At 63.6% G+C, this 23517-nt stretch carries 20 protein-coding genes; 8 read left to right on the forward strand and 12 right to left on the reverse strand.

All coding sequences use genetic code 11. The features are described from left to right. Position 1: 1 nt before the first annotated feature. From RTQ46_RS08865 to RTQ46_RS08925, 11 genes are all read right to left on the reverse strand, one after another. Positions 2-934 carry a glyoxylate/hydroxypyruvate reductase A gene (locus RTQ46_RS08865; RefSeq protein ID WP_312435967.1) on the reverse strand — a complete coding sequence of 311 codons (933 nt, stop codon included), beginning with the start codon at positions 932-934 and terminating at the stop codon, positions 2-4. Positions 935-943: 9 nt separating this feature from the next. Then, positions 944-2956: an acetyl/propionyl/methylcrotonyl-CoA carboxylase subunit alpha gene (locus RTQ46_RS27120; protein WP_409518309.1), complete on the reverse strand. Its 2013-nt coding sequence runs from the start codon at positions 2954-2956 to the stop codon at positions 944-946. Positions 2957-3113: 157 nt separating this feature from the next. Beyond that, entirely contained in the window at positions 3114-4160 is a 1047-nt protein-coding gene (bioB, locus tag RTQ46_RS08885) for a biotin synthase BioB (protein ID WP_312435968.1), read from the reverse strand. Positions 4161-4199: 39 nt separating this feature from the next. Then, the gene (bioD, locus tag RTQ46_RS08890) at positions 4200-5009 is read right to left on the reverse strand and encodes a dethiobiotin synthase (RefSeq protein ID WP_312435970.1); all 810 of its coding nucleotides are present in this window, start codon (positions 5007-5009) and stop codon (positions 4200-4202) included. Then, a complete protein-coding gene (gene bioF / locus RTQ46_RS08895) occupies positions 4999-6195 on the reverse strand; it encodes an 8-amino-7-oxononanoate synthase (protein WP_312435971.1) in 1197 nt (398 codons plus the stop codon). The genes bioD and bioF overlap by 11 nt, the downstream gene beginning before the upstream one ends. A 1-nt stretch (position 6196) precedes the next feature. Then, positions 6197-7525 (reverse strand): adenosylmethionine--8-amino-7-oxononanoate transaminase, encoded by a 1329-nt coding sequence (gene bioA / locus RTQ46_RS08900; protein ID WP_312435973.1) that lies wholly within the window; start codon positions 7523-7525, stop codon positions 6197-6199. Between the two features lie 31 nt (positions 7526-7556). Next, positions 7557-8345, reverse strand: a complete 789-nt coding sequence (locus RTQ46_RS08905) for an enoyl-CoA hydratase/isomerase family protein (protein WP_312435975.1) — start codon at positions 8343-8345, stop codon at positions 7557-7559. A 12-nt stretch (positions 8346-8357) separates the two neighbouring features. Next, positions 8358-9980, reverse strand: a complete 1623-nt coding sequence (locus RTQ46_RS08910; protein WP_312435976.1) for a carboxyl transferase domain-containing protein — start codon at positions 9978-9980, stop codon at positions 8358-8360. Positions 9981-10020: 40 nt separating this feature from the next. Continuing rightward, entirely contained in the window at positions 10021-10467 is a 447-nt protein-coding gene (locus tag RTQ46_RS08915) for a YchJ family metal-binding protein (protein WP_312435978.1), read from the reverse strand. Between the two features lie 63 nt (positions 10468-10530). After that, positions 10531-11808 (reverse strand): D-amino acid dehydrogenase, encoded by a 1278-nt coding sequence (locus RTQ46_RS08920; RefSeq protein WP_312435979.1) that lies wholly within the window; start codon positions 11806-11808, stop codon positions 10531-10533. 89 nt (positions 11809-11897) lie between these two features. Then, positions 11898-13238, reverse strand: a complete 1341-nt coding sequence (locus RTQ46_RS08925) for a serine hydrolase domain-containing protein (protein WP_312435981.1) — start codon at positions 13236-13238, stop codon at positions 11898-11900. A 239-nt stretch (positions 13239-13477) separates the two neighbouring features. Between RTQ46_RS08925 and RTQ46_RS08930 the strand changes: the two genes are divergently transcribed. The 8 genes from RTQ46_RS08930 (at position 13478) to RTQ46_RS08965 (ending at position 21772) form a co-directional block, all read left to right on the forward strand. Next, positions 13478-14218 (forward strand): GntR family transcriptional regulator, encoded by a 741-nt coding sequence (locus RTQ46_RS08930; protein WP_312435982.1) that lies wholly within the window; start codon positions 13478-13480, stop codon positions 14216-14218. Between the two features lie 111 nt (positions 14219-14329). Beyond that, positions 14330-15211, forward strand: coding sequence for an N-acetylmuramic acid 6-phosphate etherase (locus tag RTQ46_RS08935; protein WP_312435984.1), 882 nt, complete (start codon positions 14330-14332; stop codon positions 15209-15211). Positions 15212-15256: 45 nt separating this feature from the next. Then, complete coding sequence (locus RTQ46_RS08940) at positions 15257-16561, forward strand: MFS transporter (protein ID WP_312435985.1); 1305 nt, start codon at positions 15257-15259, stop codon at positions 16559-16561. A gap of 91 nt (positions 16562-16652) precedes the next feature. Beyond that, the gene (locus RTQ46_RS08945; protein WP_409518310.1) at positions 16653-18314 is read left to right on the forward strand and encodes a glycoside hydrolase family 10 protein; all 1662 of its coding nucleotides are present in this window, start codon (positions 16653-16655) and stop codon (positions 18312-18314) included. A gap of 93 nt (positions 18315-18407) precedes the next feature. Continuing rightward, positions 18408-19340: an N-acetylglucosamine kinase gene (locus RTQ46_RS08950; protein ID WP_312435987.1), complete on the forward strand. Its 933-nt coding sequence runs from the start codon at positions 18408-18410 to the stop codon at positions 19338-19340. Between the two features lie 27 nt (positions 19341-19367). Next, entirely contained in the window at positions 19368-20177 is an 810-nt protein-coding gene (locus RTQ46_RS08955) for an N-acetylmuramoyl-L-alanine amidase (RefSeq protein WP_312435989.1), read from the forward strand. A gap of 78 nt (positions 20178-20255) precedes the next feature. Continuing rightward, positions 20256-21158 carry a LysR family transcriptional regulator gene (locus tag RTQ46_RS08960; protein ID WP_312435990.1) on the forward strand — a complete coding sequence of 301 codons (903 nt, stop codon included), beginning with the start codon at positions 20256-20258 and terminating at the stop codon, positions 21156-21158. Beyond that, the gene (locus RTQ46_RS08965) at positions 21158-21772 is read left to right on the forward strand and encodes a M15 family metallopeptidase (RefSeq protein WP_312435992.1); all 615 of its coding nucleotides are present in this window, start codon (positions 21158-21160) and stop codon (positions 21770-21772) included. The genes RTQ46_RS08960 and RTQ46_RS08965 overlap by 1 nt, the downstream gene beginning before the upstream one ends. On the opposite strand, the gene RTQ46_RS08970 is transcribed toward RTQ46_RS08965, so the two are convergent. Further along, positions 21773-23128, reverse strand: coding sequence for a sodium-dependent transporter (locus RTQ46_RS08970; RefSeq protein ID WP_312435993.1), 1356 nt, complete (start codon positions 23126-23128; stop codon positions 21773-21775). Positions 23129-23517: the final 389 nt, after the last annotated feature.

Genomic DNA, 23517 nt, shown 5'->3' on the forward strand with positions numbered 1-23517 from the left:
TTCAGTATCCTTGCAAACGGTTGACGGTGCCGGCGACAAGTTCGCCGGCCTGCAGGCGGCGCATCTTGGCGGCGATCTGTGCCACGCTTTCGCGGCGCAGCGTATTGGCGGAAATATGCGGCGTAATGGTAATGCGCGGCTCCTGCCAGAACGGGTGCTGCTGCGGCAGCGGCTCGTTGCGGAACACGTCCAGCGTGGCGCCGGCGAGATGGCCCGAACGGATCAGGCTCAAGAGATCCGGCTCGGCCAGATGCGCGCCGCGCGCCACGTTGATCACATACGCGCCCGGCAGCAGCATCGACAGCCGCGTGCGGTCCAGCAGGTTGTGCGTGTCGGGTGTCAGCGGCAGCAGGCAAATCAGCAGACGCGTGCCGCGCAAGAAGGTTTCGAGTCCCTCCTCGCCCGCAAAGCATTCGACGCCATCAATGCGCTTCTGGCTGCGGCTCCATCCGCGCAGCGGAAACTCGAACTGCGCCAGCGCATCGAGCACGCGCGTGCCCAGCACGCCCAGGCCCAGCACGCCGACGGGAAAATCGACCTTGTCGAACGCGGGCAGCGGCTGCCAGATGCCGGCGCGCGCCTGCGCCTCGTAATCGTCGAAACGGCGGAAGTGGCGCAGCACGGCGTGGCTGACATACTCGGCCATCTGCACGCCCATGCCCGCATCGTCGAGGCGCACCAGCGGGATATGTGCCGGCAGTGCGTCGCCGAATTTCAACAAGGCATCCACGCCGGCGCCCATATTGAAAATCGCTTTCACCTTGACCAAGGCATCGAGCATGGCGTCTGGCGGCCGGAACACGACCGCGTAGTCGCAGTCCGGCGCAGCTTCGCCCTCGCGCCAGGCGATCACCTCGGCCTCGGGCAGCTGTCCGGCAAACTCGCTGATCCACTCCGCTTCCTTGCCGTCCAGGCGTTGCAGCAGTATGCGCATGGCGGCCTCCTATGCCGCGGCCTTGAAGGCCAGCAGCGGCGCGCCATCGGCCACCTGGTCGCCCACCGCATACAGCACGTCTTCCACCAGGCCGTCATGCGGCGCGGCGATGGTGTGCTCCATCTTCATCGCTTCCATGATCACCAGCGGCTCGCCTTTTTTCACGTCCTGGCCTTTGTTGACCAGCACCGCGACGACCTTGCCGGGCATCGGCGCAGTCAGGCGCCCGCCTTCGGCTTCCGCTTCGCCCGCATGCGCCATCGGGTCGTTGTAGTGCAGCGTGTAATGCGCGCCGCCGGTAAATACGTGGAACTGTTCGCCGTCGCGGTGCACGGTGCCATGCACGGCGCGCTCGCCCAGTTTCACATGCAGTTCCTGGCCATCGCGCGCGCTCAGGCTCAAACGCTGGCCGTTGAACAGCCAGCCGTCCTGCCGGTAGGCGATGCGCACCGCATAGGCCTTGCTCTCGCCGGCCAGCGCGAAGTCGTCGGCGAACGACAGGGTGCGCCCCAGCGTGCTATTGAGACGCCAGCCCAGCGCATCGCCCCACGGGCCGCTGCCATGGCTGGCGGCGGCTTCCTGCGTCAGCAGCGCCACCGCCGCCAGGGCCAGCGCCGTATCGGGCGCCGCCTGCAGGACCGGGAACAGCGCTTCCTGGTTGCGTTCGATCAGGCCCGTATCGAGGTCGGCGTTGCTGAACGCTTCCCCTTCGACCAGGCGCTTCAGAAAGGCGATATTGCTGGCCAGGCCGACGATCTGGTATTCGGACAGCGCCTGCGCCATGCGTGCCAGCGCCTCGCGGCGGTCCGCGCCCCAGACGATCAGCTTGGCGATCATCGGATCGTAGAACGGCGAAATCGCGTCGCCCTCGCGCACGCCCGAATCGATGCGCACGCCGGCCGGCATGCTGGTGCCACCGAGCTCGAACGCCACGGCTTTGGGCGAACGCATATGGCGCAAGGTGCCGATCGACGGCAGGAAACCCTTCTCCGGATTTTCCGCATAAATGCGCGCTTCGATGGCGTGGCCGTGGATCGCCAGCTCATGCTGTTTTTTCGGCAGCGGTTCGCCAAACGCGACACGCAACTGCCACTCCACCAGGTCGGTGCCGGTGATCATTTCGGTCACCGGATGCTCGACCTGCAGGCGCGTGTTCATCTCCATGAAGTAGAACGAGCCGTCCTGGTTGGCGATGAATTCCACCGTGCCGGCGCCCACGTAGCCGACAGCTTTTGCGGCGGCGACGGCCGCCTCGCCCATGGCCGCGCGGCGCTCGGGCGGCATGCCGGGCGCCGGTGCTTCTTCCAGCACTTTCTGGTGGCGGCGCTGCACCGAGCAGTCGCGCTCGAACAGGTAAATACAATTACCCAGGGTGTCGGCAAACACCTGGATCTCGATATGGCGCGGGCGCGACAGGTATTTTTCGGCCAGCACCTTGTCGTCGCCGAAAGAGCTGATCGCTTCGCGCATGCACGAGGCCAGCGCGGCCTTGAAATCATTCGAATTGTCGATCACGCGCATGCCCTTGCCGCCGCCGCCGGCCGAGGCCTTCAGCAGTACCGGGTAGCCGATCTGGTCGGCCTGCGCGTGCAAAAAGTCCGCATCCTGTTCCTCGCCGTGGTAGCCGGGCACCAGCGGCACGTTGGCCTTTTCCATCAGCGACTTGGCCGCCGATTTCGAGCCCATGGCGCGCATGGCGGACGCCGGCGGGCCGATAAATACCAGGCCGGCTGCCGTACAGGCATCGGCAAAGTCGGCATTTTCGGACAAAAAGCCGTAGCCGGGATGAATCGCCTGCGCGCCGGTAGCCAGCGCCACGGCGATGATCTTGTCGCCGCACAGATAGCTTTCCTTGGCTGGCGCGGGGCCGATCAGGACGGCTTCGTCGCAGACTGCCACATGCCTGGCATTGGCATCGGCTTCCGAATAGACGGCGACCGTACGGATGCCCATGCGGCGCGCGGTAGCGGCCACACGGCAAGCGATTTCGCCACGGTTGGCGATCAGGATTTTTGTGAACATGGTCTCTCTCTATTCTCTCAAAGGTGCAGCGGTCTCTTGATGGACCTGGTCTGCTGGCTTGTCGGCTTACGCGCGGGGCGCCAAGCCGACCTACGGATGGGATGCTGGCTATCGTAGGTCGGGTTAGCCGGCACGGCGTAACCCGACATGACTGCGATCAGCAGCCGCACTTCTCTTTCTGTACCGATTCGAGCATGGCGCCGCGCGTCTGCAGGCCCAGTTTATTGAGCAGCGTGCGGTCGTCTTCCGCTTCCGGGTTGTCGGTGGTCAGCAGCTTGTCGCCGTAGAAGATGGAATTGGCGCCGGCCAGGAAGCACATCGCCTGCACCGCTTCGCCCATCTGGCGGCGGCCAGCCGACAGGCGCACGCGCGCTTTCGGCATGGTGATGCGGGCGACCGCAATCGTGCGCACGAATTCAAACGGGTCCAGCGCTTCGAGGCCGTATAACGGCGTGCCTTCCACCTGCACCAGGTGGTTGACCGGCACCGATTCCGGATACGGATTCAGGTTGGCCAGCTGGGCGATCAGGCCGGCGCGCTGCAGGCGCGTCTCGCCCATGCCGACGATGCCGCCGCAGCACACTTTCAGGCCTGCTTCGCGCACGCGGCCCAGGGTGTCCAGGCGGTCCTGGTATTCGCGGGTGGAGATCACGTTGTCGTAGAACTCGGGCGCCGTGTCCAGGTTATGGTTGTAGAAATCGAGGCCGGCGTTTTTCAGGCGGTCGGCCTGTCCCTCTTCCAGCATGCCCAGGGTGGCACAGGTTTCCAGGCCCAGGGCCTTGACCTTGCTGACCATCTCCTCGACCTTTTCCATGTCGCGATCCTTCGGGCTGCGCCAGGCGGCGCCCATGCAGAAACGCGTGGCGCCGTTGGCCTTGGCCTGGCGCGCGGCGTCCAGCACGGTGTCGATATCGAGGATTTTTTTCGCTTCCACGCCCGTGTCGTAGCGGGCCGCCTGCGGACAGTAGCCGCAGTCTTCTTCGCAGCCGCCGGTCTTGATCGACAGCAGGGTTGCCAGTTCCACGTCGCCGTCCGGGAAGTTGACGCGGTGGGTTTGCTGGGCCTTGAACATCAGGTCGTTGAACGGCAGGTCGAACAGGGCCAGCACGTCGGCGACGGGCCAGGTGGCCGCTTCCGGCACGGTGATGCGCGCGGTTGGGCGGTGCAGTTCGACGGTCTTTGCTGCTTCTTGAATGAATGACATCGTGATTCCTTGGTTTTCAGTTACTTCAATTGTTTTGTATCAGTTGTTCGTTTGCTGCGCCGGCCAGTTCGGCAGGCCGGTGAAATCGAGATACGAGGCCGCTTCTTCGGCGCTCGCTTGCGCCAGGCGCGGCACCTTGCCCAGCAGCGGCGCCGGGATGCGTTCGATCAGTGCATCGATATTTTCGTCGATAAAGCGCATTTCCACTTCGAGCGTATTGGCGACCCAGCCGATCACCTTCAAGCCGCGCGCCTCGATCGCTTCGAGCGTCAGCAAGGCCTGGTTGATGCAGCCCAGGCGCATGCCGACCACCAGGATCACGGGCAGGTCCAGCTGCTGCGCCAGGTCGGCCGTGTCGAAAGTGTCGGACAGCGGCACGCGAAAGCCGCCCACGCCTTCGACCACCACCGCGTCCGAGGCGGCCGCCACTTCCAGGTAGGCGGCCAGAATCGGCACCGACTCGATCGTCACGCCTTCGAGCGCGGCGGCGATATGCGGCGCGGCCGGTTCCCTGAACATGTAGGGCGTGGTCAGATTGCGCAGCAGCGTGACATTGCCGGCCGCCTTCAGACTGTCGGCGTCTTCGTTATGCAGCTCGCCATCGCGCAGTTCCGCGCCGGCGGCTACCGGCTTCATGCCGCAGGCGCGCACGCCGCGCTGCACCAGCGCGTGCAGCAGCGCCGACGAGGTCAGCGTCTTGCCGATTTCCGTGTCGGTGCCGGTGACAAAACAGGCAAAGCGCGACGGCAGGCCGGCAGCCACTGGCGCCGGCTCCAATGCCGGCTCCAGCACCGCTTCCACTTCATTGACTTCGGCCGTACCGATGACGATGGGATCATCAAGACTCATGGCGCGTCCTTTCCAGGTTGTTGACTGCATTGATCAAGAGTGCCACGTCCTGCTCCGTGTGGCCGGCCGACAGCGTCACGCGCAGGCGCGCCGTGCCCACGGGGACGGTCGGCGGACGGATCGCGCCCACCCACAGGCCTTCGCGGTACAGGCTGGCCGCGATGTCCATCATGGCGGCATTCTCGCCGATGATCACGGGCTGGATCGCGGTGCTCGAGGCCAGCGGCTGCCAGTGCCGCAATTGCAGGCCGCCGTTCCATTGTGCCACCAGCGCGGCCAGGTGCGCGCGGCGCTGCCGGCCTTCCTCGCCGGCGATGATGTCGACGCTGGCCAGCAGCGCATGCGCGACTGCCGGCGGCGCGGCGGTGGTAAAGATATACGGGCGCGCCTTCTGGATCAGCGTTTCGATTACGGCTTCATGCGCGCAAACAAACGCGCCGCCCACGCCGGCCGACTTGCCCAGCGTGCCCACATACACCAGGTTGGGCGAATGCAGGTCAAAGTGCTCGAGCGCGCCGCGTCCGTGCTCGCCCAGCGCGCCAAAGCCGTGCGCATCGTCGACCACCAGCCAGGCGCCATATTGTTCGCACAGCGCCAGCAGTGCGGGCAGCGGCGCGGTGTCGCCATCCATGCTGAACACGCTGTCGGTAACAACGATTTTTGTGGCCGCCGTGCTGGCCGCCAGCAGGCTTGCCAGCGCAGCGAGATCCGCGTGCGGATAGACGCGGGTGGCGACGCGCGCCAGGCGCGTGCCGTCGATCAGCGAGGCGTGATTGAGCGCTTCCGAAAAAATCTCGGTGTCCTTGTCGCCCACCGCCAGGCCCGTCAGCACGGCCAGGTTGGCCATGTAGCCGGTGCAGAAATACAGCGCGCGCGGCGATTCCAGGTTGACGCCGACAAACTCCGCCAGCCGCTCTTCCAGCAGCGCATGCGCGCGGCTGTGGCCGCTGATCAGGTGCGAAGCGCCGCTGCCGGCGCCATACAGATCGGCGCCTTCCTTGAGCGCGGCAACGATCTTCGGATGCGAGGCCAGGCCCAGGTAATCATTGCTGCAGAAGGCCAGCATCGCGCGGCCATCGACCGTGATGCGCGGCGCGCACGGCGTCTCGACCGTGCGGCGCCGGCGGATCAGGCTGCGCTCTTCCAGTGTGCTTAACTGCTGCCGCAGTCGCGTGATCAGTTCCATCTCACGCTCCCATCACGTGATTGAAGACTGTCAGCATCTGCGTGCCCAGGCCATCGATCTGCTCGTCGTCGAGGATATACGGCGGCATCAGGTAGACGGTGGAGCCGATCGGGCGCATCAAGAGTTCATGTTCCAGCGCGGTGGTGAAAAAGCGGCGTGAAAAATCGGGCGACGCATCGATGGCGTCAAACGCCCAGATCATGCCCTGCTGCCTGAAGTGCTGGACCTTGTCGTGCTGCGCCAGCGGCGCCAAAGCCTGCGTGATTTTATCGGCGCGCAAGCGGTTGGTGGCCAGCACATCGTCTTCCTCGAAGATGGCCAGCGTTGCCAGCGCCGCGCGGCAGGCCAGCGGATTGCCTGTGTACGAGTGCGAATGCAGAAAGCCGCGGCGCACGTCGGTGCTGTAAAACGCCTGGTAGATCTCCTCGCGCGTCATCACCAGCGACAATGGCAGATAGCCGCCGCTGATGCCCTTTGAAAGACAGACGAAATCGGGCCAGATACCGGCCTGTTCGCACGCAAAGAAGGTGCCGGTACGGCCGCAGCCGACGGCGATTTCGTCGAGGATCAGGTGCACCTGGTAGCGGTCGCACAGCGCGCGCACCAGCGACAGGTAGAGCGGGTCGTGCATGGCCATGCCGGTCGCGCACTGCACCAAGGGCTCGATGATGATGGCGGCGATTTTGCCGGCTTTTTGCTGAAACAGCTGTTCCACTTCGGCCGCCGCGCGGCGCGCCACGTCCTGGGCCGTTTCGCCCTCGCCCGCCTGGCGCAAGTCCGGCGACATCACCGTCTGCGTGGCGCGCAGCAGCGGACCATAGGCATCCTTGAACAGCGCCACGTCGGTGACGGCCAGCGCGCCGACGGTCTCGCCGTGGTAGCTGCCCTTCAGGCAGACGAATTCCTGTTTGTCACTCTGGCCGCTGTTGCGCCAGGCGTGAAAACTCATCTTTAAAGCGATTTCCACGGCCGAGGCGCCGTCGGACGCATAAAAGCTGTGACCGAGCACGCCGCCCGTCAGGGCCGACAGTTTTTCCGACAGTTCGATCACAGGTTCATGTGTAAAACCGGCCAGCATGGCGTGCTCGAGCCGGTCCAGCTGGTCCTTCAGTTCCGCATTGATGCGCGGATTGGCATGGCCGAACAAATTCACCCACCAGGAGCTGATGGCGTCCAGGTAGCGCCGGCCTTCGTGGTCGTACAGCCAGGCGCCGCGGCCATGGCTGACGGGGATGAGCGGGACGGACTCATGATGCTGCATCTGCGTGCACGGATGCCACACGCTGCGCAAGCTGCGTTCGACCCAGCCCGATTGTTTTTCTGATTTCAAAACTGCTCCAATGATTTTCTTAGTCCATGCGCTAGCCCATGAGCCAACCCGGCTTGCGCTTGTCCAGGAACGATTGCACGCCTTCGCGCCCCTGTTCCGAGGCGCGGATCTGCGCGATGCGTTCGGCGGTGTCGGCCAGCAGCGCATCATCGACCGGCAAGCCGGCGATCTCGCGCACCAGCGTTTTCGCTTGCGCCACCGCGTGCGGGCTGTTGCCCGTCAGTGATTTCAGCACCTCGGCGGTTTTCGCGTCCAGTGCGTCGGCCGTGACAGTCTCGTGGACAAAGCCGATGCGCAGCGCTTCCTGTGCAGAGAAGCGCTCCGCGGAGATAAAGTAGCGGCGCGCCGCCTGTTCGCCCATGGCCTTGATGACATACGGTGAAATGGTGGCGGGGATCAGTCCCAGCCGCACTTCGCTCAGGCAGAATTGCACGTCTTCCGCAGCCAGAATGATATCGCATGCGGCCACCAGGCCCATGCCGCCGGCATAACAGTCGCCCTGCACCTTGGCCACCACGGGCTTCGGGCATTCGTAGATCGTGCGCAGCATCTGCGCCAGCTGCAGCGCGTCGGCCTGGTTTTCGGCATGCGTATAGCCGGCCATTTTCTTCATCCAGTTCAGGTCCGCGCCGGCGCAAAACGCGGGGCCATTCGCGGCCAGCACGATGGCGCGCACCATCTCGCTGCGGCCCAGGCCTTCGAACGCGCGCGCCAGTTCGGCGATCGTGGTTTCATTGAAGGCGTTGCGCACGTCCGGGCGATTCAGGGTCACGGTGGCGACATTGCCTTCGATGACCAGTTTCAGGGTTTCAAATTCCATTGTTGCTCTCCCTTACATCCGGAACACGCCGAACTTCGTCTCGGGAATTTCCGCGTTGAGCGCGGCCGACAAGCCCAGGCCCAGCACCATGCGCGTGTCGGCCGGGTCGATCACGCCATCGTCCCACAGGCGCGCAGTCGCGTAGTACGGGTGGCCCTGGTGCTCGTATTGATCCTTGATCGGCTGCTTGAAGGCGGCTTCCTCTTCGGCTGACCATGCGCCGCCCTTGCCCTCGATGCCGTCGCGCTTGACGGTGGCCAGCACCGACGCGGCCTGGTCGCCGCCCATCACGGATATGCGCGCATTGGGCCACATCCACATGAAGCGCGGCGAGAATGCGCGGCCGCACATGCCGTAATTGCCGGCGCCAAAACTGCCGCCGATAATCACGGTGAACTTCGGCACGGCAGCCGTCGCCACGGCAGTCACCATCTTGGCGCCATTGCGCGCGATGCCTTCGTTCTCGTATTTGCGGCCCACCATGAAACCGGTGATATTTTGCAAAAAGACCAGCGGGATCTTGCGCTGGCAGCACAGTTCGATGAAGTGCGTGCCCTTCAGCGCCGACTCGGAAAACAGGATGCCGTTGTTGGCGATGATGCCAACCTTGATGCCATGGATATGCGCAAAGCCGCAGATCAGGGTGGTGCCGTAGCGCGCCTTGAATTCGTCGAATTCGCTGGCGTCGACGATGCGGGCGATCACCTCGCGCACGTCGAACGGCTTGCGCGTATCGACCGGAATCACGCCATACAGTTCCTGCGGCGGGTAATGCGGTTCAATCGATTCGCGCAGCGCCATCTGCTGCGGCTTGGTGCGGTTCAGGTTCGAGACGATGGTGCGCGCCAGCGACAGCGCATGCAGGTCGTTCTGCGCCAGGTGGTCGACCACGCCGGACAGGCGCGTATGCACGTCGCCGCCGCCCAGGTCTTCGGCCGTCACCACTTCGCCGGTGGCCGCTTTCACCAAAGGCGGGCCGCCGAGGAAAATCGTGCCCTGCTCCTTGACGATGATCGACTCGTCGCTCATGGCCGGCACGTAGGCGCCGCCGGCCGTGCAAGAGCCCATCACCACGGCGATCTGCGGAATGCCCTTGGCCGACAGGTTGGCCTGGTTGTAGAAGATGCGGCCGAAATGGTCGCGGTCCGGGAACACGTCGTCCTGGTTCGGCAGGTTGGCGCCACCCGAGTCGACCAGATAGATGCACGGCAGGTTGTTCTGGTCGGCGATTTCCTGGGCCCGCAAATGTTTTTTGACCGTCATCGGGTAATAGGTGCCGCCCTTGACGGTGGCGTCGTTACAGACGATCACGCATTCCTGGCCCGAGACCCGGCCGATGCCGGTGATGATGCCGGCGGCGGGCGCCGCGTCAATACCATTGGCATCCTGGTACATGGCGTAGGCCGCCATCTGCGAAAACTCGAGGAACGGCGTGCCGGGATCGAGCAGCATCTGCACGCGGTCGCGCGGCAGCAGCTTGCCGCGCGCCAGGTGCTTGGCGGCAGCCGCTTCGCCGCCACCGGCCGCGATCTTTTCCACCTTGTCGCGCAAGTCGTCGACGATGGCTTGCATGGCGGCCACATTGGCCTTGAAATCGTCGCTGCGCGGATTGAGTTTGCTTTCGATGTGCGGCATTGCTGTTCCTTTTTATTATCGCCCGGTCTCTCGGGTCGCGCTATTCGGGAAAACTGCCGTCGAGATACAACCAGCGCACGGTGCCGCCAGTGTCGGCTTCGCGCACGAAGCGGCTCACTTCATGCAGGCGGTGCGCGCGTCCCCCGACCTTGTAGCGGGCCACGAATTCGACGGTATCGCGGTTGGTCACTTCGGCGTGTTCGGCAGATTCTGCTTTACGTTGACGTAAACGTAAAGCAGATTTTACCTCAAGTCCCAGCCACCGGACTTTTTCTTCTTCGGCAAATAAAGCATCGGGCGGGCAGGTGCTGGCGTGCCAGGTAGCGCGCAGATACGGCTCGTCGCGCAGGGTAAACGCCGTATAGCGCGAGCGCATCAGGGTTTCGGCCGTCGGCGGCAGGGCGGCGCCCGCAATATACGGGCCGCAGCAAGTGGCATAGGCGCCGCCGCCGCAAGGGCAGGCAGCGGATTTCGAAGGTGTGGACATGCGGTAGGCGGCAAGAGCGGAAAGTTCCGCAATTATCCGCCATAAGAGACAGGCGCGTGGCCGCTAGCGTCGCGGCTGCAGGAAGTCCAGCGCGAACGGTGGCGCCTTGCCGGCCATCAGGTCGGCCAGGATGCGCGCCGTGCCGGCCGCAAAGGTAAAGCCCAGTGGGCCGTGGCCCACGTTCAGCCACAGATTATCGTATTTGCTGGCGCCGACCAGCGGCGCGCTGTTCGGCGTGGCGGGCCGCAAGCCGGCCCAGGCCGTGGCCTGCTCATAGTCGGCCGCCTGCGGCATCGCTTCGCGCGCCAGCCGCATCAAGCCGGCGATGCGGGCCGGATCGATGCGCGTATCGGCGCCCACCATATCGACCATGGCCGCCACCCGCAAGGATGAGCCAATGCGCGCATACAGTACCTTGCGCTCGAAATCGGTAATGCTGATCTCGGGCGCGCGGTCCTGCGCGCGGATCGGCGCGGTCAGGCTGTAGCCCTTCAGCGGATACAGCGGCAGGTAGATGCCGGCGGTGGCCGCCAGGTCGCGGCTCTGAATGCCGGCGGCCAGCACGTAGTGGTCGGCCGCCAGCTGGCCCAGGCTGGTATTCACACCGGCAATCTTGCCGTTGCGCAGCACCAGGCCATGCGCATCGCCTTTGAGCAGCAGCGAAAAATTCGGATGCTGGCGCAGCCGCGTTTCCAGCGCCAGGCAGAACGCATGGCAGTCGGCCACCGCTTCGCCTTGCGTCAAGATGCCGCCCGCCAGCGCGCCTTGCAGCTCGGCCAGCGCCGGTTCGCGTTCGACCGCCTGCGCCGGTGTGAGCACCACGCGCGCTTCTTCCGATTCCGGACGGGCCACGGCGCGCTGGAAAATGTCGGGTGAACGGTAGACGATCAGCTTGCCTGCATCGCGCCAGGCATACGCTTCAGGCGGCACGGCCAGTTCCAGCTGGGCCATGCCGGCGCGGCTCAGCTCGCCCAGCTCCAGCAGCTTGGCCGTGGTGCGCGCATTGCTGGCCGCATTGCAGTTGCGCAGGAAACTGGCCATCCAGCGCCACTGGCGCCAGTCCGCCTCGGGGCGGAAACGCAGCGGCCCGTCTTTCCGGAACAGCCATTGCAGCGCTTTCAGGGGCACGCCGGCGTCCGCCAGGGGGGCCACATAGCGGTAGCTGAGCTGGCCGCCATTGCGGTAACTGGCGGCAATTGCGACCTGCTCATTGCGTTCCAGGACCGTGACCCTGTAGCCGGCTTCGGCCAGCCACCAGGCCGACGTCAGGCCGACGACGCCGGCACCGATAATGATGACTTGTTGCTGCTGCATGGTGCCTCGCTGCGTAGGTACTCCCATGGCATGGGAGCATTCGGTGAGAGCTTAGAGGCTGGCCATAATCGGGGCCAATGAAACATCATGGTGCAGCCATAACTTACAGGAATGCACTACTTTGGTGCGCATTGCTCAATATTGACAATGGCGCCATGGTAGAGCGCATCGAGCACCGCCGCCTCTGGCCGCGACAGCGCCGTCTGCCGGCCGCGCTGCTGCGCTGGATCGCTGCCGGTACCGCCAATCAGGTAAATCATGCCGTTCTTGTTGGCAAAGTCGAGCACGAAGCCGGACAGCAAGCCATATGCGTCGCCCAGATGTCCCACGGCCGAAAAGGCGGCGCCCGCCACCAGGCCATTGCCGTGTGCGCCATCTGGATCGAATTGCTGGTTGCCCAAACCCCAGGCGCGAAACAGGCCCTGGCCGCTGTCGCCATTGCTGCCGTCGGCCGCCAGTTGCCATTGCCGGGTAAACATCAGCGCGATACTGGCGGGTTGCAACAATTGCTGGCCATGATGGCGTCCGCCGGCCAGCAGCATCTGCATGACCTTGCCCAAGTCCGTCGCCGAGATGCGCAATCCGCCCGTCGGGCTGAAGATGGTCGCGTTGCTGCCAATCACATAATTGTCGAGGCCCGCCGGCGGCACGGGTGCCTGCAGATGCATATCATCGGTTTGCGCAATCCAGGGGCCGTCCGGCTGCCAGGTTTCGCTGTCGACCGGGCGCTTGCGGTACAGCGTGGCCATGTCGTTCAGCTCGGCCGGCGAAAACTCGGCCGGGTTGTAGCCGCCGCGCAGTCCCATCGGTGCCAGCAGCAAGCGCCGCATCAGGCGGTCGAATCGTTCGCCCGTGACCTTTTCCATGACGGTGCCGATTACGCCCCAGTTCAGATTGGCGTAGCTGAAATACTGGCCCGCTGCGGCGTTGCCTGCCCACATGGCGTTGCCACCAGCCGTAAACACGTCGCGCAGGCTGCGGTCGGGGCCCCAGAAGTAGCCGCCCGCATCGCGCAGCGAGGAGGTATGGCTGAGCAGGCTGCGCAGCGTAATCGCCTGTCTGGGGAAATGCGGGTTGCGCAGGGAAAAGCCCAGGTAAATGCCGACGTCCTGGTCCAGCTGCAATTTATTCTGTTCCACCAGCCGCATCAGGGCCAGCGTGGTCATCATTTTCGAGACCGAGGCGATGCGGAACAGCGTATCTGGCGTGACGGGCAGGCGCTGGTCCGCCTGCGCCGGCAAATAGCGATGGCCGAACTGCTGCTGGTAGACGGGCCGCCCGCCCCGTATCGCCAGTACCGACAGGCTGGCCAGCGGCTGGTGACCATCGTTGACGATGGCTGCCAGTTGCCGGTCGAGTTTGATATTGCGCATCTCTCCTGCCATGGCCGGAGCTGTGCTGCTGAGCAGCAATCCGCCCATCCAGCCACCCAGCCAGCGCAGCGTCCTCTGATTCATTTTGTTTCCTTTGTGCACACTTGCCGTGATAGGCCAGCATAGGGTGCTCACCGGCGGTGCGCCAATGAAAATTGCTTATTTATCTATAATTGCAGGTTATGCCTGAAGCGAAAAATTCGAAAAAAACAGTGTTTTTAAAACGTATAACGGTTATTTATGGCTGTTTTCCATTTATTCATGGGTGGACGGGCTACGCGCAGGGGCCATCGCCATTACACTAGGCATCCAAGGAGAACTGTATGAGCCAGACCAGCGTAGAACTCAAGGTCGATTTAAATGACAATTCGCCTTTGTATATGCAGATCGCCCGCAAGCTGAGCGAAGACGTACGCAATGGCCGCTACCAGGTGGACCAGGCACTGCCATCGGAACGCACGCTGTCCGAATTGCTCGACGTATCGCGCGTCACCGCCCGCAAGGCCATCGACCAGCTGGTCGAGCAGGGCCTCGTGGTGCGCCGCCGCGGCTCGGGCAACTATATTGCGCCGCGCATCGAGCAGCCGCTATCGAACCTGTCGAGCTTTTCCGAACAGCTGCAGCAGCGCGGCTACCGTCCCGGCTCGCGCTGGCTCAAGCGCGACGTGGTGCTCGCCAGCAGCGAAGAGCAACTGAGCCTGGGTTTGCCGCAAAACACCAAGGTGGCGCGCCTGGAGCGCCTGCGCCTGGCCGATGACGTGGTGATGGCGTATGAGGTCAGCGTGCTGCCGTACAGCGTGGTGCCGGATCCGGCCGCCGTCGGCGATTCGCTGTATGCCTATCTGAGCGGCATCAAGAAGTCGCCCGTGCGTGCGCTGCAGCATATCCGCGCCATGAACGCCACGGGCGTGCTGGCCCAGCAGCTGGACGTGCCCGATGGCCAGGCCGTGCTCTTCATTACGCGCGTGGCCTACCTGGAATCGGGCGAGGCGGTGGAACTCACGCATTCCTATTGCCGCAGCGACCATTATGATTTTGTGGCCGAAATGCGCAGGGCACCGTAGCTCCCATCACAGCGCTCCATAAACTCCCGTTATGCCCGCCCGCCATCCTTTCATGGCTGGCTGAGCTCGTTGGTATTACACTGGTTTCATCATTCGACACCGTTGAAACCCATGCTGAAAACCGAAACCCCGAGCACGCGGCACTTGGAACTGGACCTGTATCCGACAGAACAACTGGTGGCGGCGCTGGTCGATGACCAGTTCTGGGCCGTCGAGGCTGTCCGCCTGGCTTCGCCGCAGATCACGGCCGCCATCACGGCCGCCCTGCCCCGTATCGCCGCTGGCGGCCGGCTGCTGTATGTGGGCGCCGGCACGTCGGGCCGGCTGGGCGTGCTCGACAGCGTGGAACTCAGCCCCACCTTTTCCTGGCCGCCCGAGCGCGCGGTGGCGATGCTTGCCGGCGGCGCCGGCGCCATGTTTACGGCCGTCGAAGGCGCGGAAGACGATGTGGAGCAAGGCGCTGCGGATTTGCTGGCTCTGCAGCCGCAGCCCGACGACGTGGTATTTTTATTGGCCGCGTCCGGCGCCACGCCGTATGTGCTGGGCGCATTGCGCGCCGCACGGGCGGCTGGCGCGCTGACGGTCGGCATCGCCAATAACGTGGAGGCGCCGGTGGCGCTGGAAGCAGAGCACGGTATCGTGCTCGACACGGGCGCGGAAGTCATTTCCGGCAGCACCCGGCTGAAAGCGGGCACGGCGCAGAAAATCACCCTCAACACCATTTCCAGTGCCCTGATGGTCGGTTTGCACAAAACCTATGGAAACTTGATGGTAGACTTGAAGCCGACCAACGCCAAGCTGATCTTGCGCGCGGTCGCACTGACCATGCATGCCACCGGCGCCGAGGAAGCGCAGGCAAGACGCGTGCTGGAGCAATGCCAATTTCACGTCAAGGTGGCAATTGTTGCCTTGTTAAAAAAAATAACGACAGACCAGGCACAGGCATTGTTGGCCGGCGCGGACGGCAGTGTGCGGGCGGCACTGGCCAGCTGAGGCCATGGCGCGGCATTCTTCTGGCTGGTTGATGACGAAGGATGTATGAAGCTCGCGAAACAAACCGTCCCTGCTCCTGTCAGCACCAAAAACCCCTGGCTGTGGATCCCGTCCCTGTATTTCGGGCAAGGCATCCCGTATGTGGTGGTCATGACCCTGTCCGTGATCATGTACAAGAATTACGGCTTCACCAATACCGATATCGCGCTGTATACCAGCTGGCTGTACCTGCCGTGGGTGATCAAACCGCTGTGGTCGCCCTTTATTGAAATGTACCGCACCAAGCGCTTCTGGGTCATCGGCCTGCAGCTGGTGATTGGCGCGGCGCTGGCGCTGGTCGCGCTGACCACCGCGCTGCCGCATTTTTTCCAGATCAGCCTGGCCATCTTCTGGCTGATGGCCTTCAGTTCCGCCACGCATGATATCGCCGCCGACGGCTTCTACATGCTGGGACTGGAAGAACACCAGCAGGCGGCCTTTGTCGGCGTGCGCAGCACTTTTTACCGTCTGGCCATGATCGCCGGCCAAGGCTTGCTGGTCTACCTGGCCGGCTACCTGACGCACTCGACCGGCAGCGTGCAGCTGGCCTGGTCGGTGGTGTTCGCCATCCTGGCGGGCCTGTTCATCACGCTGTTCCTGTACCATTATTTCGTGCTGCCCAAACCGGTGGCCGACCAGCCCAGCATTGCCCATGCGGGCATTTCTCCGCTGCAGGAATTCGTCGCCACTTTTGCCTCGTTTTTCAAAAAGAAGGATATCCTGGTCATCCTCGGCTTCCTGCTGCTGTTCCGCCTCGGCGAAGCGCAACTGCTCAAGCTCGCTGCACCGTTCCTGCTCGACCCCGTCGCCAAGGGCGGCCTGGGCCTGTCCACGGAACAGGTGGGCCTGGTATACGGCACCATCGGCGTGATCGCGCTGACCCTGGGTGGTTTGCTGGGTGGTTATATCATTTCACGCTTCGGCCTGAAGCGTTGCCTGTGGATCATGGTGCTGTCGGTGCACCTGCCCGACCTGGTATTTGTCTACCTGGCCACCGCACTGCCCAGCAATATATATGTGATCGCGGGCGGCATCGCGCTGGAACAGTTCGGCTATGGCTTCGGCTTTGCCTCGTACATGCTGTACATGATCATGGTCTCCGACGGCGCCCACAAGACGGCCCACTATGCGATTTGCACCGGCTTCATGGCGCTGGGCATGATGTTGCCCGGCATGGCCAGCGGCTGGATACAGCAGATGCTGGGCTACCAGCACTTCTTTATCTGGGTCTGCATCGCCACCATCCCCGCCTTTGTCATGGCGGCGCTGGTGAAAATCGATCCCGAATTCGGCAAGAAGGCCGACGCCTGAGGTGTTTACCGGTGCGCGCGCCCCGTGCGGGCGGCGCACAGTAGAATGCCCGCACCGATACACCTGCGCCCTACCCTTGCAAGGAATTGTTTTGTTGTCTACTTTTAAAAAACGGCTGGCGGCCACCGCCGGCATGGTGGCCGCGCTGGCCGCCGCCAGCTTGCTCAGCAGCTGCACCAGTTCCCGCATGCCGATCGATGCGACGCCAGGCCCGGCCGGCGCGCCGGCGGTGCCGCCCGTACAACATATCCGCGGTGAAGTGCCGCCAGCGGCGCCGCGCGAGTTCCGCGCCGCCTGGGTTTCGACGGTCGCCAATATCGACTGGCCCAGCCGCAGCAACCTGACGGTGGCCAAGCAGCAGGCCGAAGCCATTGCCATCCTCGACCGCGCCAAATCGCTGAACCTGAACGCCATCGTGCTGCAGGTGCGTCCCAGCGCCGATGCGATCTATCCGTCATCGCTGGAGCCGTGGTCGGAATTTTTGACCGGCAAGCAGGGCCAGCCGCCATTGCCCATGTATGACCCGCTGGCGTTCTGGGTGGCCCAGGCGCATGCGCGCGGGCTGGAACTGCACGCCTGGTTCAACCCGTACCGCGCCCGCCACGCCACGGCCAAGTCGCCGCTGGCGCGCGACAGTTTCGCGTCGACCCATCCCGCGTCCGTGAAACAGTACGGCCGCTACCTGTGGATGGACCCGGGCGATGCGGCTGCCTCGAAGCACACGACCGACGTGGTGCTCGACGTGGTGCGCCGCTACGATATCGACGGCGTGCATATCGACGATTATTTCTATCCGTATCCGATCGACGCACCAGGCGCCGGTGCCGGCGCCGAAACGGCCGCGCTGGACGCGGGCAGCGGCGCCGCCAAGCGCGAGCTGCCGTTTCCCGACGAGCCATCGTGGCAGCAATACCTGCTCGGTGGCGGCCAGCTCGATCGCGCCGGCTGGCGCCGCCAGAACGTCAACCAGCTGATCGAAGGCTTGTATACCGGCATCCACCGCGAAAAAAGCTGGGTGCGTTTCGGCATCAGCCCGTTCGGCATCGGCCGCCCCAGCCTGCGTCCGCCCGGCATCGTGGGCTTCAGCCAGTACGACAAACTGTATGCGGATGCGGAACTGTGGCTGGCCAAGGGCTGGCTCGATTATCTGTCGCCGCAGCTGTACTGGCCCGTGGCGCAGGCACCGCAGGCGTTCGGCGTGCTGCTCGACTACTGGCTGGCGCAGAACCCGTATCGCCGCCATGTCTGGCCGGGCCTGTACACCAGCCGCATCGACAATACGCCCAAGTCGTTCACGCCGCAGGAAATCGTCAAGCAGATCGAAGTGACGCGCACGCGCACCGGCGCGAATGGCCAGGTGCATTTCAGCATGGTGCCGTTGATGCAGAACCGCAAGGGCATCAGCGAGCAACTGAAGGCGGGCGTGTATCAAAGCCCTGCCCTGATCCCGGCCACGCCATGGCTGGGTGCGGAAGCACCAGGTGCGCCCCTGGTGGCCATGCGCCGCGATGCGGGCAGCATGAATGTGCGCCTGACGGCCGGCGGCGGCAAGCCGACGGCGCAGTACGCCGTGTGGGCACGCTATGGCGACGAATGGCGTTTTTCGGTAGTGGCCGGCACGCAGACGGAATTGAACCTGATGGACGAGGCGATTGGCCGCGTCAATGCGGTGGTGATCAGCGCGGTCGATCGCTTGGGCAATGAAAGCACGCGCATCACCTTGCGCCAGCCGAGCGTGGTGGCGTCGAAGTAATCGTTCGGCTCAACCGCCGATCCATAACCTGCAGGCATGTCATGTGCGCAAGCTTTCATGCCTGCCAGGCTATTCTCGCTTTACACTCATGGCATGACTTCTTTCCACGCAGCTTCCCAATTCACCGCACTGGGCCTGGGCATCGACGCCGGCGGCACGCAGACGCGCTGGGCGCTAGCGGATAGTAACGGCGCCATCGTTGCCAGCGGCGCGGTGGACGGCCTGTCTGCCTTGCAAATGGGCAGCGATGCGGGCCGCGCCGCGCTGCACGCCACCTTTGCCGCCCTGAGCCAGGCCGTGCTGGCCGTCGGCCAGCCGGCCCATGTGCATGCGGGCCTGACCGGTTTTGGCGGCGATGGTGCTGCCCTGGCGCAGTCGCTGGCCACGCTGCTGGGTTTGAACCCGCCAGACGTCACTTTGTGCAATGATATTGAAATCGCCTATCTCGACAGCTTTGCGCCCGGCGAGGGCTACCTGGTGTATGCCGGCACCGGTTCGATTGCCGCCTGGATCGATGGCGACGGCGTGTTTCACCGCGCCGGCGGCCGCGGCGTGTTGCTCGATGATGGCGGTGGTGGCTACTGGATCGCGCGCGAAGCCTTGCGCCAGATCTGGCGCCGCGAGGATGAAGCGCCGGGCAGCTGGACGCAGTCGGCGATGGCCTGCGCCGTGTTCGAACAGATCGGCGGCAGCGACTGGGATCTGTCGCGCCAGTTCATGTATGGCCAGGACCGCGGCGCCATCGGCCGGCTGGCGCTGGCCGTCGCCGCCAGCGCCGATGCCGATCCACTGGCGCTGGACATCCTGCAGCGGGCCGGGCAGGAACTGGCGCGCCTGGCTTTGGCCCTGACGTCACGCCATGGTCCGCGCCCGGTGGTGCTGGCCGGCCGCGCGGCGCAGTTGCATCCGGCAATCGCGGCAGCCATGCGCTCTGCGTTGCCGGAATCGTTGATGATGGAACAAAGAACGGCGCGTTCGCATGAGGCGGCGGCCCGGCTGGCCGCCAAGGCAGGCGTCCGGCCATGAATTGATTAACCCTGTTATGGATACTGTATGAAAAAAATCGCTCTTGCCCTGCTGGTCGCCCTGCTGTCGGCCTGTACCACCACCGTGCCCCAGATCGACCGCAGCCTGACGGCGCGCGGCCAGAGTCCGCGCGTCAAGTTCATCGTCATCCATTACACGGTCAGCGACCTGCCCCGCTCGATCAAGATCCTGACGGAACAAGTGGTCAGCAGCCATTACCTGCTGACCGATACGGCCCAGCCGAAGCTGTATGCGCTGGTCGACGAATCGCGCCAGGCCAATCATGCGGGTGTGAGTAACTGGAAGACTTATACACAGCTGAACGTGAGCTCGATCGGCATCGAAATCGTCAACCCGGGCTTTACCGAGTCGCCGCAAGGCCGCATCTGGTATCCGTTCCCGCAGGCACAAATCGATACGCTGATTCCGCTGCTGAAGGATATCCAGGCCCGCTACAATATCGCGCCGGAAAACATCCTGGGCCACAATGAAGTCGCGCCGCAGCGCAAGCAGGACCCGGGCCCGCTGTTTCCATGGAAGCAACTGGCCGACGCCGGCCTGATCGTCTGGCCGGACGCCACCCGCGTCGCCACCCAGCGCGCCGTGTATGAACAGTCGCTGCCGGACGCCGTCTGGTTCCAGAGCAAACTGGCGGCGCATGGCTATGCCACGCCGCAGACCGGCGTGTTTGACGAAGAAACCAAAAATGTGTTGATCGCCTTCCAGATGAAATACCGCAACACCCTGTTTGACGGCACGGCGGACGCGGAAACGGCAGCGCTGCTGCAGGTACTGACGACGCCTCTGCCGGCTGCGCCAACTGTTGCTACCAAGTAGCATGCCATTCCAGCCCATGACTTTTTCCACTATGCTGCTCGCTTGCGGCCTCAGCGGTCAAAAGTAAAGGATCCAGTCATGCGGCTGCGCCATATCGAAGTCTTCCACGCCATCATGCAGGTCGGCACTATCAGCGGCGCGGCGCAAGTGCTGCATATCTCGCAGCCGGCCGTCACCAAGGTGCTGCAACATTGCGAATTGCAACTGGGCATGCCGCTATTCGAGCGCGTGCGCGGCAAGCTGTATCCCAAGCCCGAAGCGCACCGCCTGTTTGTCGAGACGGAAAAGCTCAACCGTGACCTGCTCGGCATCCGCCGCCTGGCCGCCAGCCTGAAAGGCCATGCGGTGGAAACCATCCGCCTGGTCTCCACGCCAACGATCGCCATCAGCGTCCTGCCATTTGCCATGACGGCCTGGCGCCGCGACTTTCCCCATACGCGCTGCCAGCTGGCCACGCATCATACGAGCGAGATCGTCAATACCCTGCGCCTCGGTGAAGCGGACCTGGCCTTGTCGCTGCAGGACCCGCGCCATCCTGGCATCGTGGCCGAACCGATCGCCCAGGGCGTGATGACGGTGATCGCGCCGGCTGGCACCTGGCATGCGGCCGACTGCGGCACGCCATTGACGGCGCACGGGCTGACTGGCGAGCTGATCGGCCATGCCGACAACGACCCGCTCGGTGAAATGGTAATCGCCGCCTGCGAGGCGCAGGATGTCCATCCCGTGTTTTCCACCGTGGTGCAGACGTACCAGATCGCCCGCTCGCTGGTGGAAGCGGGCGCCGGCATGGCGGTGGTCGACCCGTTCACGGCCGCCTCCGGCTCGCCGCAGCTGCTGCAGCACCGGCCCTGGGCGCCCACGATCCCGATACAACTGTATTTATTGACGGCCAGCCATTCGCCGTTGTCGCATGGCGCGCGCCGCCTGGCCGACAGCATCGGCGTGGCTGCGCGCAACTGCCTGGAAAAAGGAATGTAATGGTTGGTGCAAGCCTGCAACTGGAAGCGGTCCCCGGCGATGCGCAATTTCGCCATTTGAGCAGCATTGCCGGCATCGCGGTCGACTTGCGCTACGCCACGCCCGACAATTTTGTCGGCCGCGACCTGTACAGCCCCATCGATTGCGCATGGCTGCACCGCGATGCGGCCAGCGCGCTGGAAAGTGCCGTGGCCTGGCTGGCGGCGCATCGCCCCGACCATCATCTGCTGGTGCTCGACGCACTGCGCCCGCAGCGGGTGCAGCAGCAATTGTGGGACGCCTTGCAGGGCACAGAATTGCTCGGCTATATCGCCGAACCGTCGCGCGGTTCGATCCATTCATTTGGCATGGCGCTCGACATCACCATCGTCGGGCCCGATGGCGCCGAACTCGACATGGGAACGGGCTTTGACGACCTGAGCGAGCGCTCGCATCCGGCGCTGGAACTGGTCATGCTGGAACGCGGCGAGATCACGCAGCAGCAGGTGGACAATCGCCGCCTGTTGCGCGACGCCATGTTCCAGGCCGGTTTCTTTGGCATCAACAGTGAATGGTGGCATTTCGATTGCGGCGACCGGGTGCTGGTGCGCCAGACCTACACCCGGGTACTCTGATTAAAAAACGTTGAGGCCCTTCAGCATCACCAGCAGGATCAATACCGGCGATACATAGCGCAGCAGGAACAGCAGCACATTGGCCAGCGCAGCGTTCGGCAAGCGGCCCTGGTTGCTGATCGCTTCCCTGAAATTGTCCTTGCCCCAAGCCCAGCCCGCAAACAACGCAATCGCGATGCCGCCGACCGGCAGGAAGATATTCGACGACACGAAGTCGAACAGATCGAACATGTTCAGATTGAACAGCTTGAAGTCCGCCAGGGTGCTGTTGCTGAGCGCGCAGGCGGAACCGAGCAGGGCCAGCGACAGCATGGTGACGATGGTTGCCTTGCGCCGGCTCCAGCCCAGCCGCTCATGAAAGATCACCACCGGCACTTCCATCAGCGACAGCATCGCACCGGTAGCGGCCACGGCCGCCAGGATAAAGAACGCCACCATCAGTACCTGGCCCATCGGTATCTGCGAGAACACGGCCGGGATGGTGATAAACACCAGCGACGGTCCGGCACTGGGGGCAAAGCCGAAGGTAAACACCGCCGGGAAGATGGCAATGCCGGCCAGCATCGACACACCGAGGTCGGCCGCCATCACGCGCAATGTGGTCAGCGGAATATCCTGGTCGTCGCGAAAGTAGCTGCCGTAGGTCATCATGGTGCCCATGCCGACCGACAGCTTGAAGAACGCCAGGCCCATGGCCGTCAGCACCACCGCGCCGGACAGCTTGGAAAAATCGGGGCGGAACAGGAAGGCCAGGCCTTCGCTGGCCTTGTCCAGCGACAGGCTGACCGCACACAGCAACAGCAATAGCAAAAACAGCAGCGGCATCAGCTTCTTGGCGATCGCTTCGATGCCCTTGGTCACGCCCAGCATCAAGATGCCGCCGATAAATAGCAGCACGCCCCACTGCCACAGCAACGCCTGCAGCGGATTGCTGATCAGCGAGGCAAACGCCGCCTCTGTTACTTGCCGGTCGCTGCTGAGGATGGAGCCGTCAATCGCCTTGACGATATAGGCAAATACCCAGCCCACCACTTCCGAATAGAACGCCACGATCAGGAAGGCGGCGACCAGGCCGATCACGCCGACCAGCCACCACGGCTTGCCCTTGGGCGCCAGCCGTTCCATGGTGGAGATGGGATTGACCTTGGCGCGGCGGCCCAGCGTGATTTCCGCAATCATCACGGGCAGGCCCACCAGCAAGGTGGCCAGCAGATAGATCAGCAGAAAGCCGGCGCCGCCATTGGCGCCGGTCAGATAAGGGAACTTCCAGATATTGCCGAGACCGACTGCGGAACCGAGGGTGGCGGCCAGTACGCCAAAGCCGGAGCTGAAGCCGGCCCGTTTTTGTTGTTTCATGCGATTCTTTGCTAAATATGAGCGTCGACGGACGCCGAGGGGCCGAAATTGTAGCAGTCGCATGAAAATACCCGGCAAAACCCTTGCGCCCGCCATGGCCGTTTGCTATAGTTCGCCTCCTCGCAAAACGATGCACACAAAACAGCGTGTTGCACAGTAGAGCGGGGTAAAAAAGAAGGTTGACGAAATAGCCGAAACGCTTCATACTCTTCCTTCTTCGCAGCTGACAAACACAACGCTTTGTCGATAGCGCGAAACGTAACACCGAATACCGTTCTTTAACAATTAACAGTCGATAAGTGTGGGCATTTGATGAAGTGCAGCGATGATCTTCGGATCGTCGTAAAACTTAAAATATCAAATGTTCACAAGAAATAATGAAATAGGAT

Source organism: Janthinobacterium sp. (genome assembly GCF_031995485.1).
Taxonomy (GTDB): Bacteria; Pseudomonadota; Gammaproteobacteria; order Burkholderiales; family Burkholderiaceae_D; genus Janthinobacterium.

What these genes read in the sequence shown, in the direction of transcription:
- RTQ46_RS08865 (WP_312435967.1), bottom strand. Translation starts at nt 934, where the DNA reads ATGCGCATACTGCTGCAACGCCTGGACGGCAAGGAAGCGGAGTGGATC.
- RTQ46_RS27120 (WP_409518309.1), bottom strand. Translation starts at nt 2,956, where the DNA reads ATGTTCACAAAAATCCTGATCGCCAACCGTGGCGAAATCGCTTGCCGT.
- bioB (WP_312435968.1), bottom strand. Translation starts at nt 4,160, where the DNA reads ATGTCATTCATTCAAGAAGCAGCAAAGACCGTCGAACTGCACCGCCCA.
- bioD (WP_312435970.1), bottom strand. Translation starts at nt 5,009, where the DNA reads ATGAGTCTTGATGATCCCATCGTCATCGGTACGGCCGAAGTCAATGAA.
- bioF (WP_312435971.1), bottom strand. Translation starts at nt 6,195, where the DNA reads ATGGAACTGATCACGCGACTGCGGCAGCAGTTAAGCACACTGGAAGAG.
- RTQ46_RS08905 (WP_312435975.1), bottom strand. Translation starts at nt 8,345, where the DNA reads ATGGAATTTGAAACCCTGAAACTGGTCATCGAAGGCAATGTCGCCACC.
- RTQ46_RS08910 (WP_312435976.1), bottom strand. Translation starts at nt 9,980, where the DNA reads ATGCCGCACATCGAAAGCAAACTCAATCCGCGCAGCGACGATTTCAAG.
- RTQ46_RS08915 (WP_312435978.1), bottom strand. Translation starts at nt 10,467, where the DNA reads ATGTCCACACCTTCGAAATCCGCTGCCTGCCCTTGCGGCGGCGGCGCC.
- RTQ46_RS08920 (WP_312435979.1), bottom strand. Translation starts at nt 11,808, where the DNA reads ATGGGAGTACCTACGCAGCGAGGCACCATGCAGCAGCAACAAGTCATC.
- RTQ46_RS08925 (WP_312435981.1), bottom strand. Translation starts at nt 13,238, where the DNA reads ATGAATCAGAGGACGCTGCGCTGGCTGGGTGGCTGGATGGGCGGATTG.
- RTQ46_RS08930 (WP_312435982.1), top strand. Translation starts at nt 13,478, where the DNA reads ATGAGCCAGACCAGCGTAGAACTCAAGGTCGATTTAAATGACAATTCG.
- RTQ46_RS08935 (WP_312435984.1), top strand. Translation starts at nt 14,330, where the DNA reads ATGCTGAAAACCGAAACCCCGAGCACGCGGCACTTGGAACTGGACCTG.
- RTQ46_RS08940 (WP_312435985.1), top strand. Translation starts at nt 15,257, where the DNA reads ATGAAGCTCGCGAAACAAACCGTCCCTGCTCCTGTCAGCACCAAAAAC.
- RTQ46_RS08950 (WP_312435987.1), top strand. Translation starts at nt 18,408, where the DNA reads ATGACTTCTTTCCACGCAGCTTCCCAATTCACCGCACTGGGCCTGGGC.
- RTQ46_RS08955 (WP_312435989.1), top strand. Translation starts at nt 19,368, where the DNA reads ATGAAAAAAATCGCTCTTGCCCTGCTGGTCGCCCTGCTGTCGGCCTGT.
- RTQ46_RS08960 (WP_312435990.1), top strand. Translation starts at nt 20,256, where the DNA reads ATGCGGCTGCGCCATATCGAAGTCTTCCACGCCATCATGCAGGTCGGC.
- RTQ46_RS08965 (WP_312435992.1), top strand. Translation starts at nt 21,158, where the DNA reads ATGGTTGGTGCAAGCCTGCAACTGGAAGCGGTCCCCGGCGATGCGCAA.
- RTQ46_RS08970 (WP_312435993.1), bottom strand. Translation starts at nt 23,128, where the DNA reads ATGAAACAACAAAAACGGGCCGGCTTCAGCTCCGGCTTTGGCGTACTG.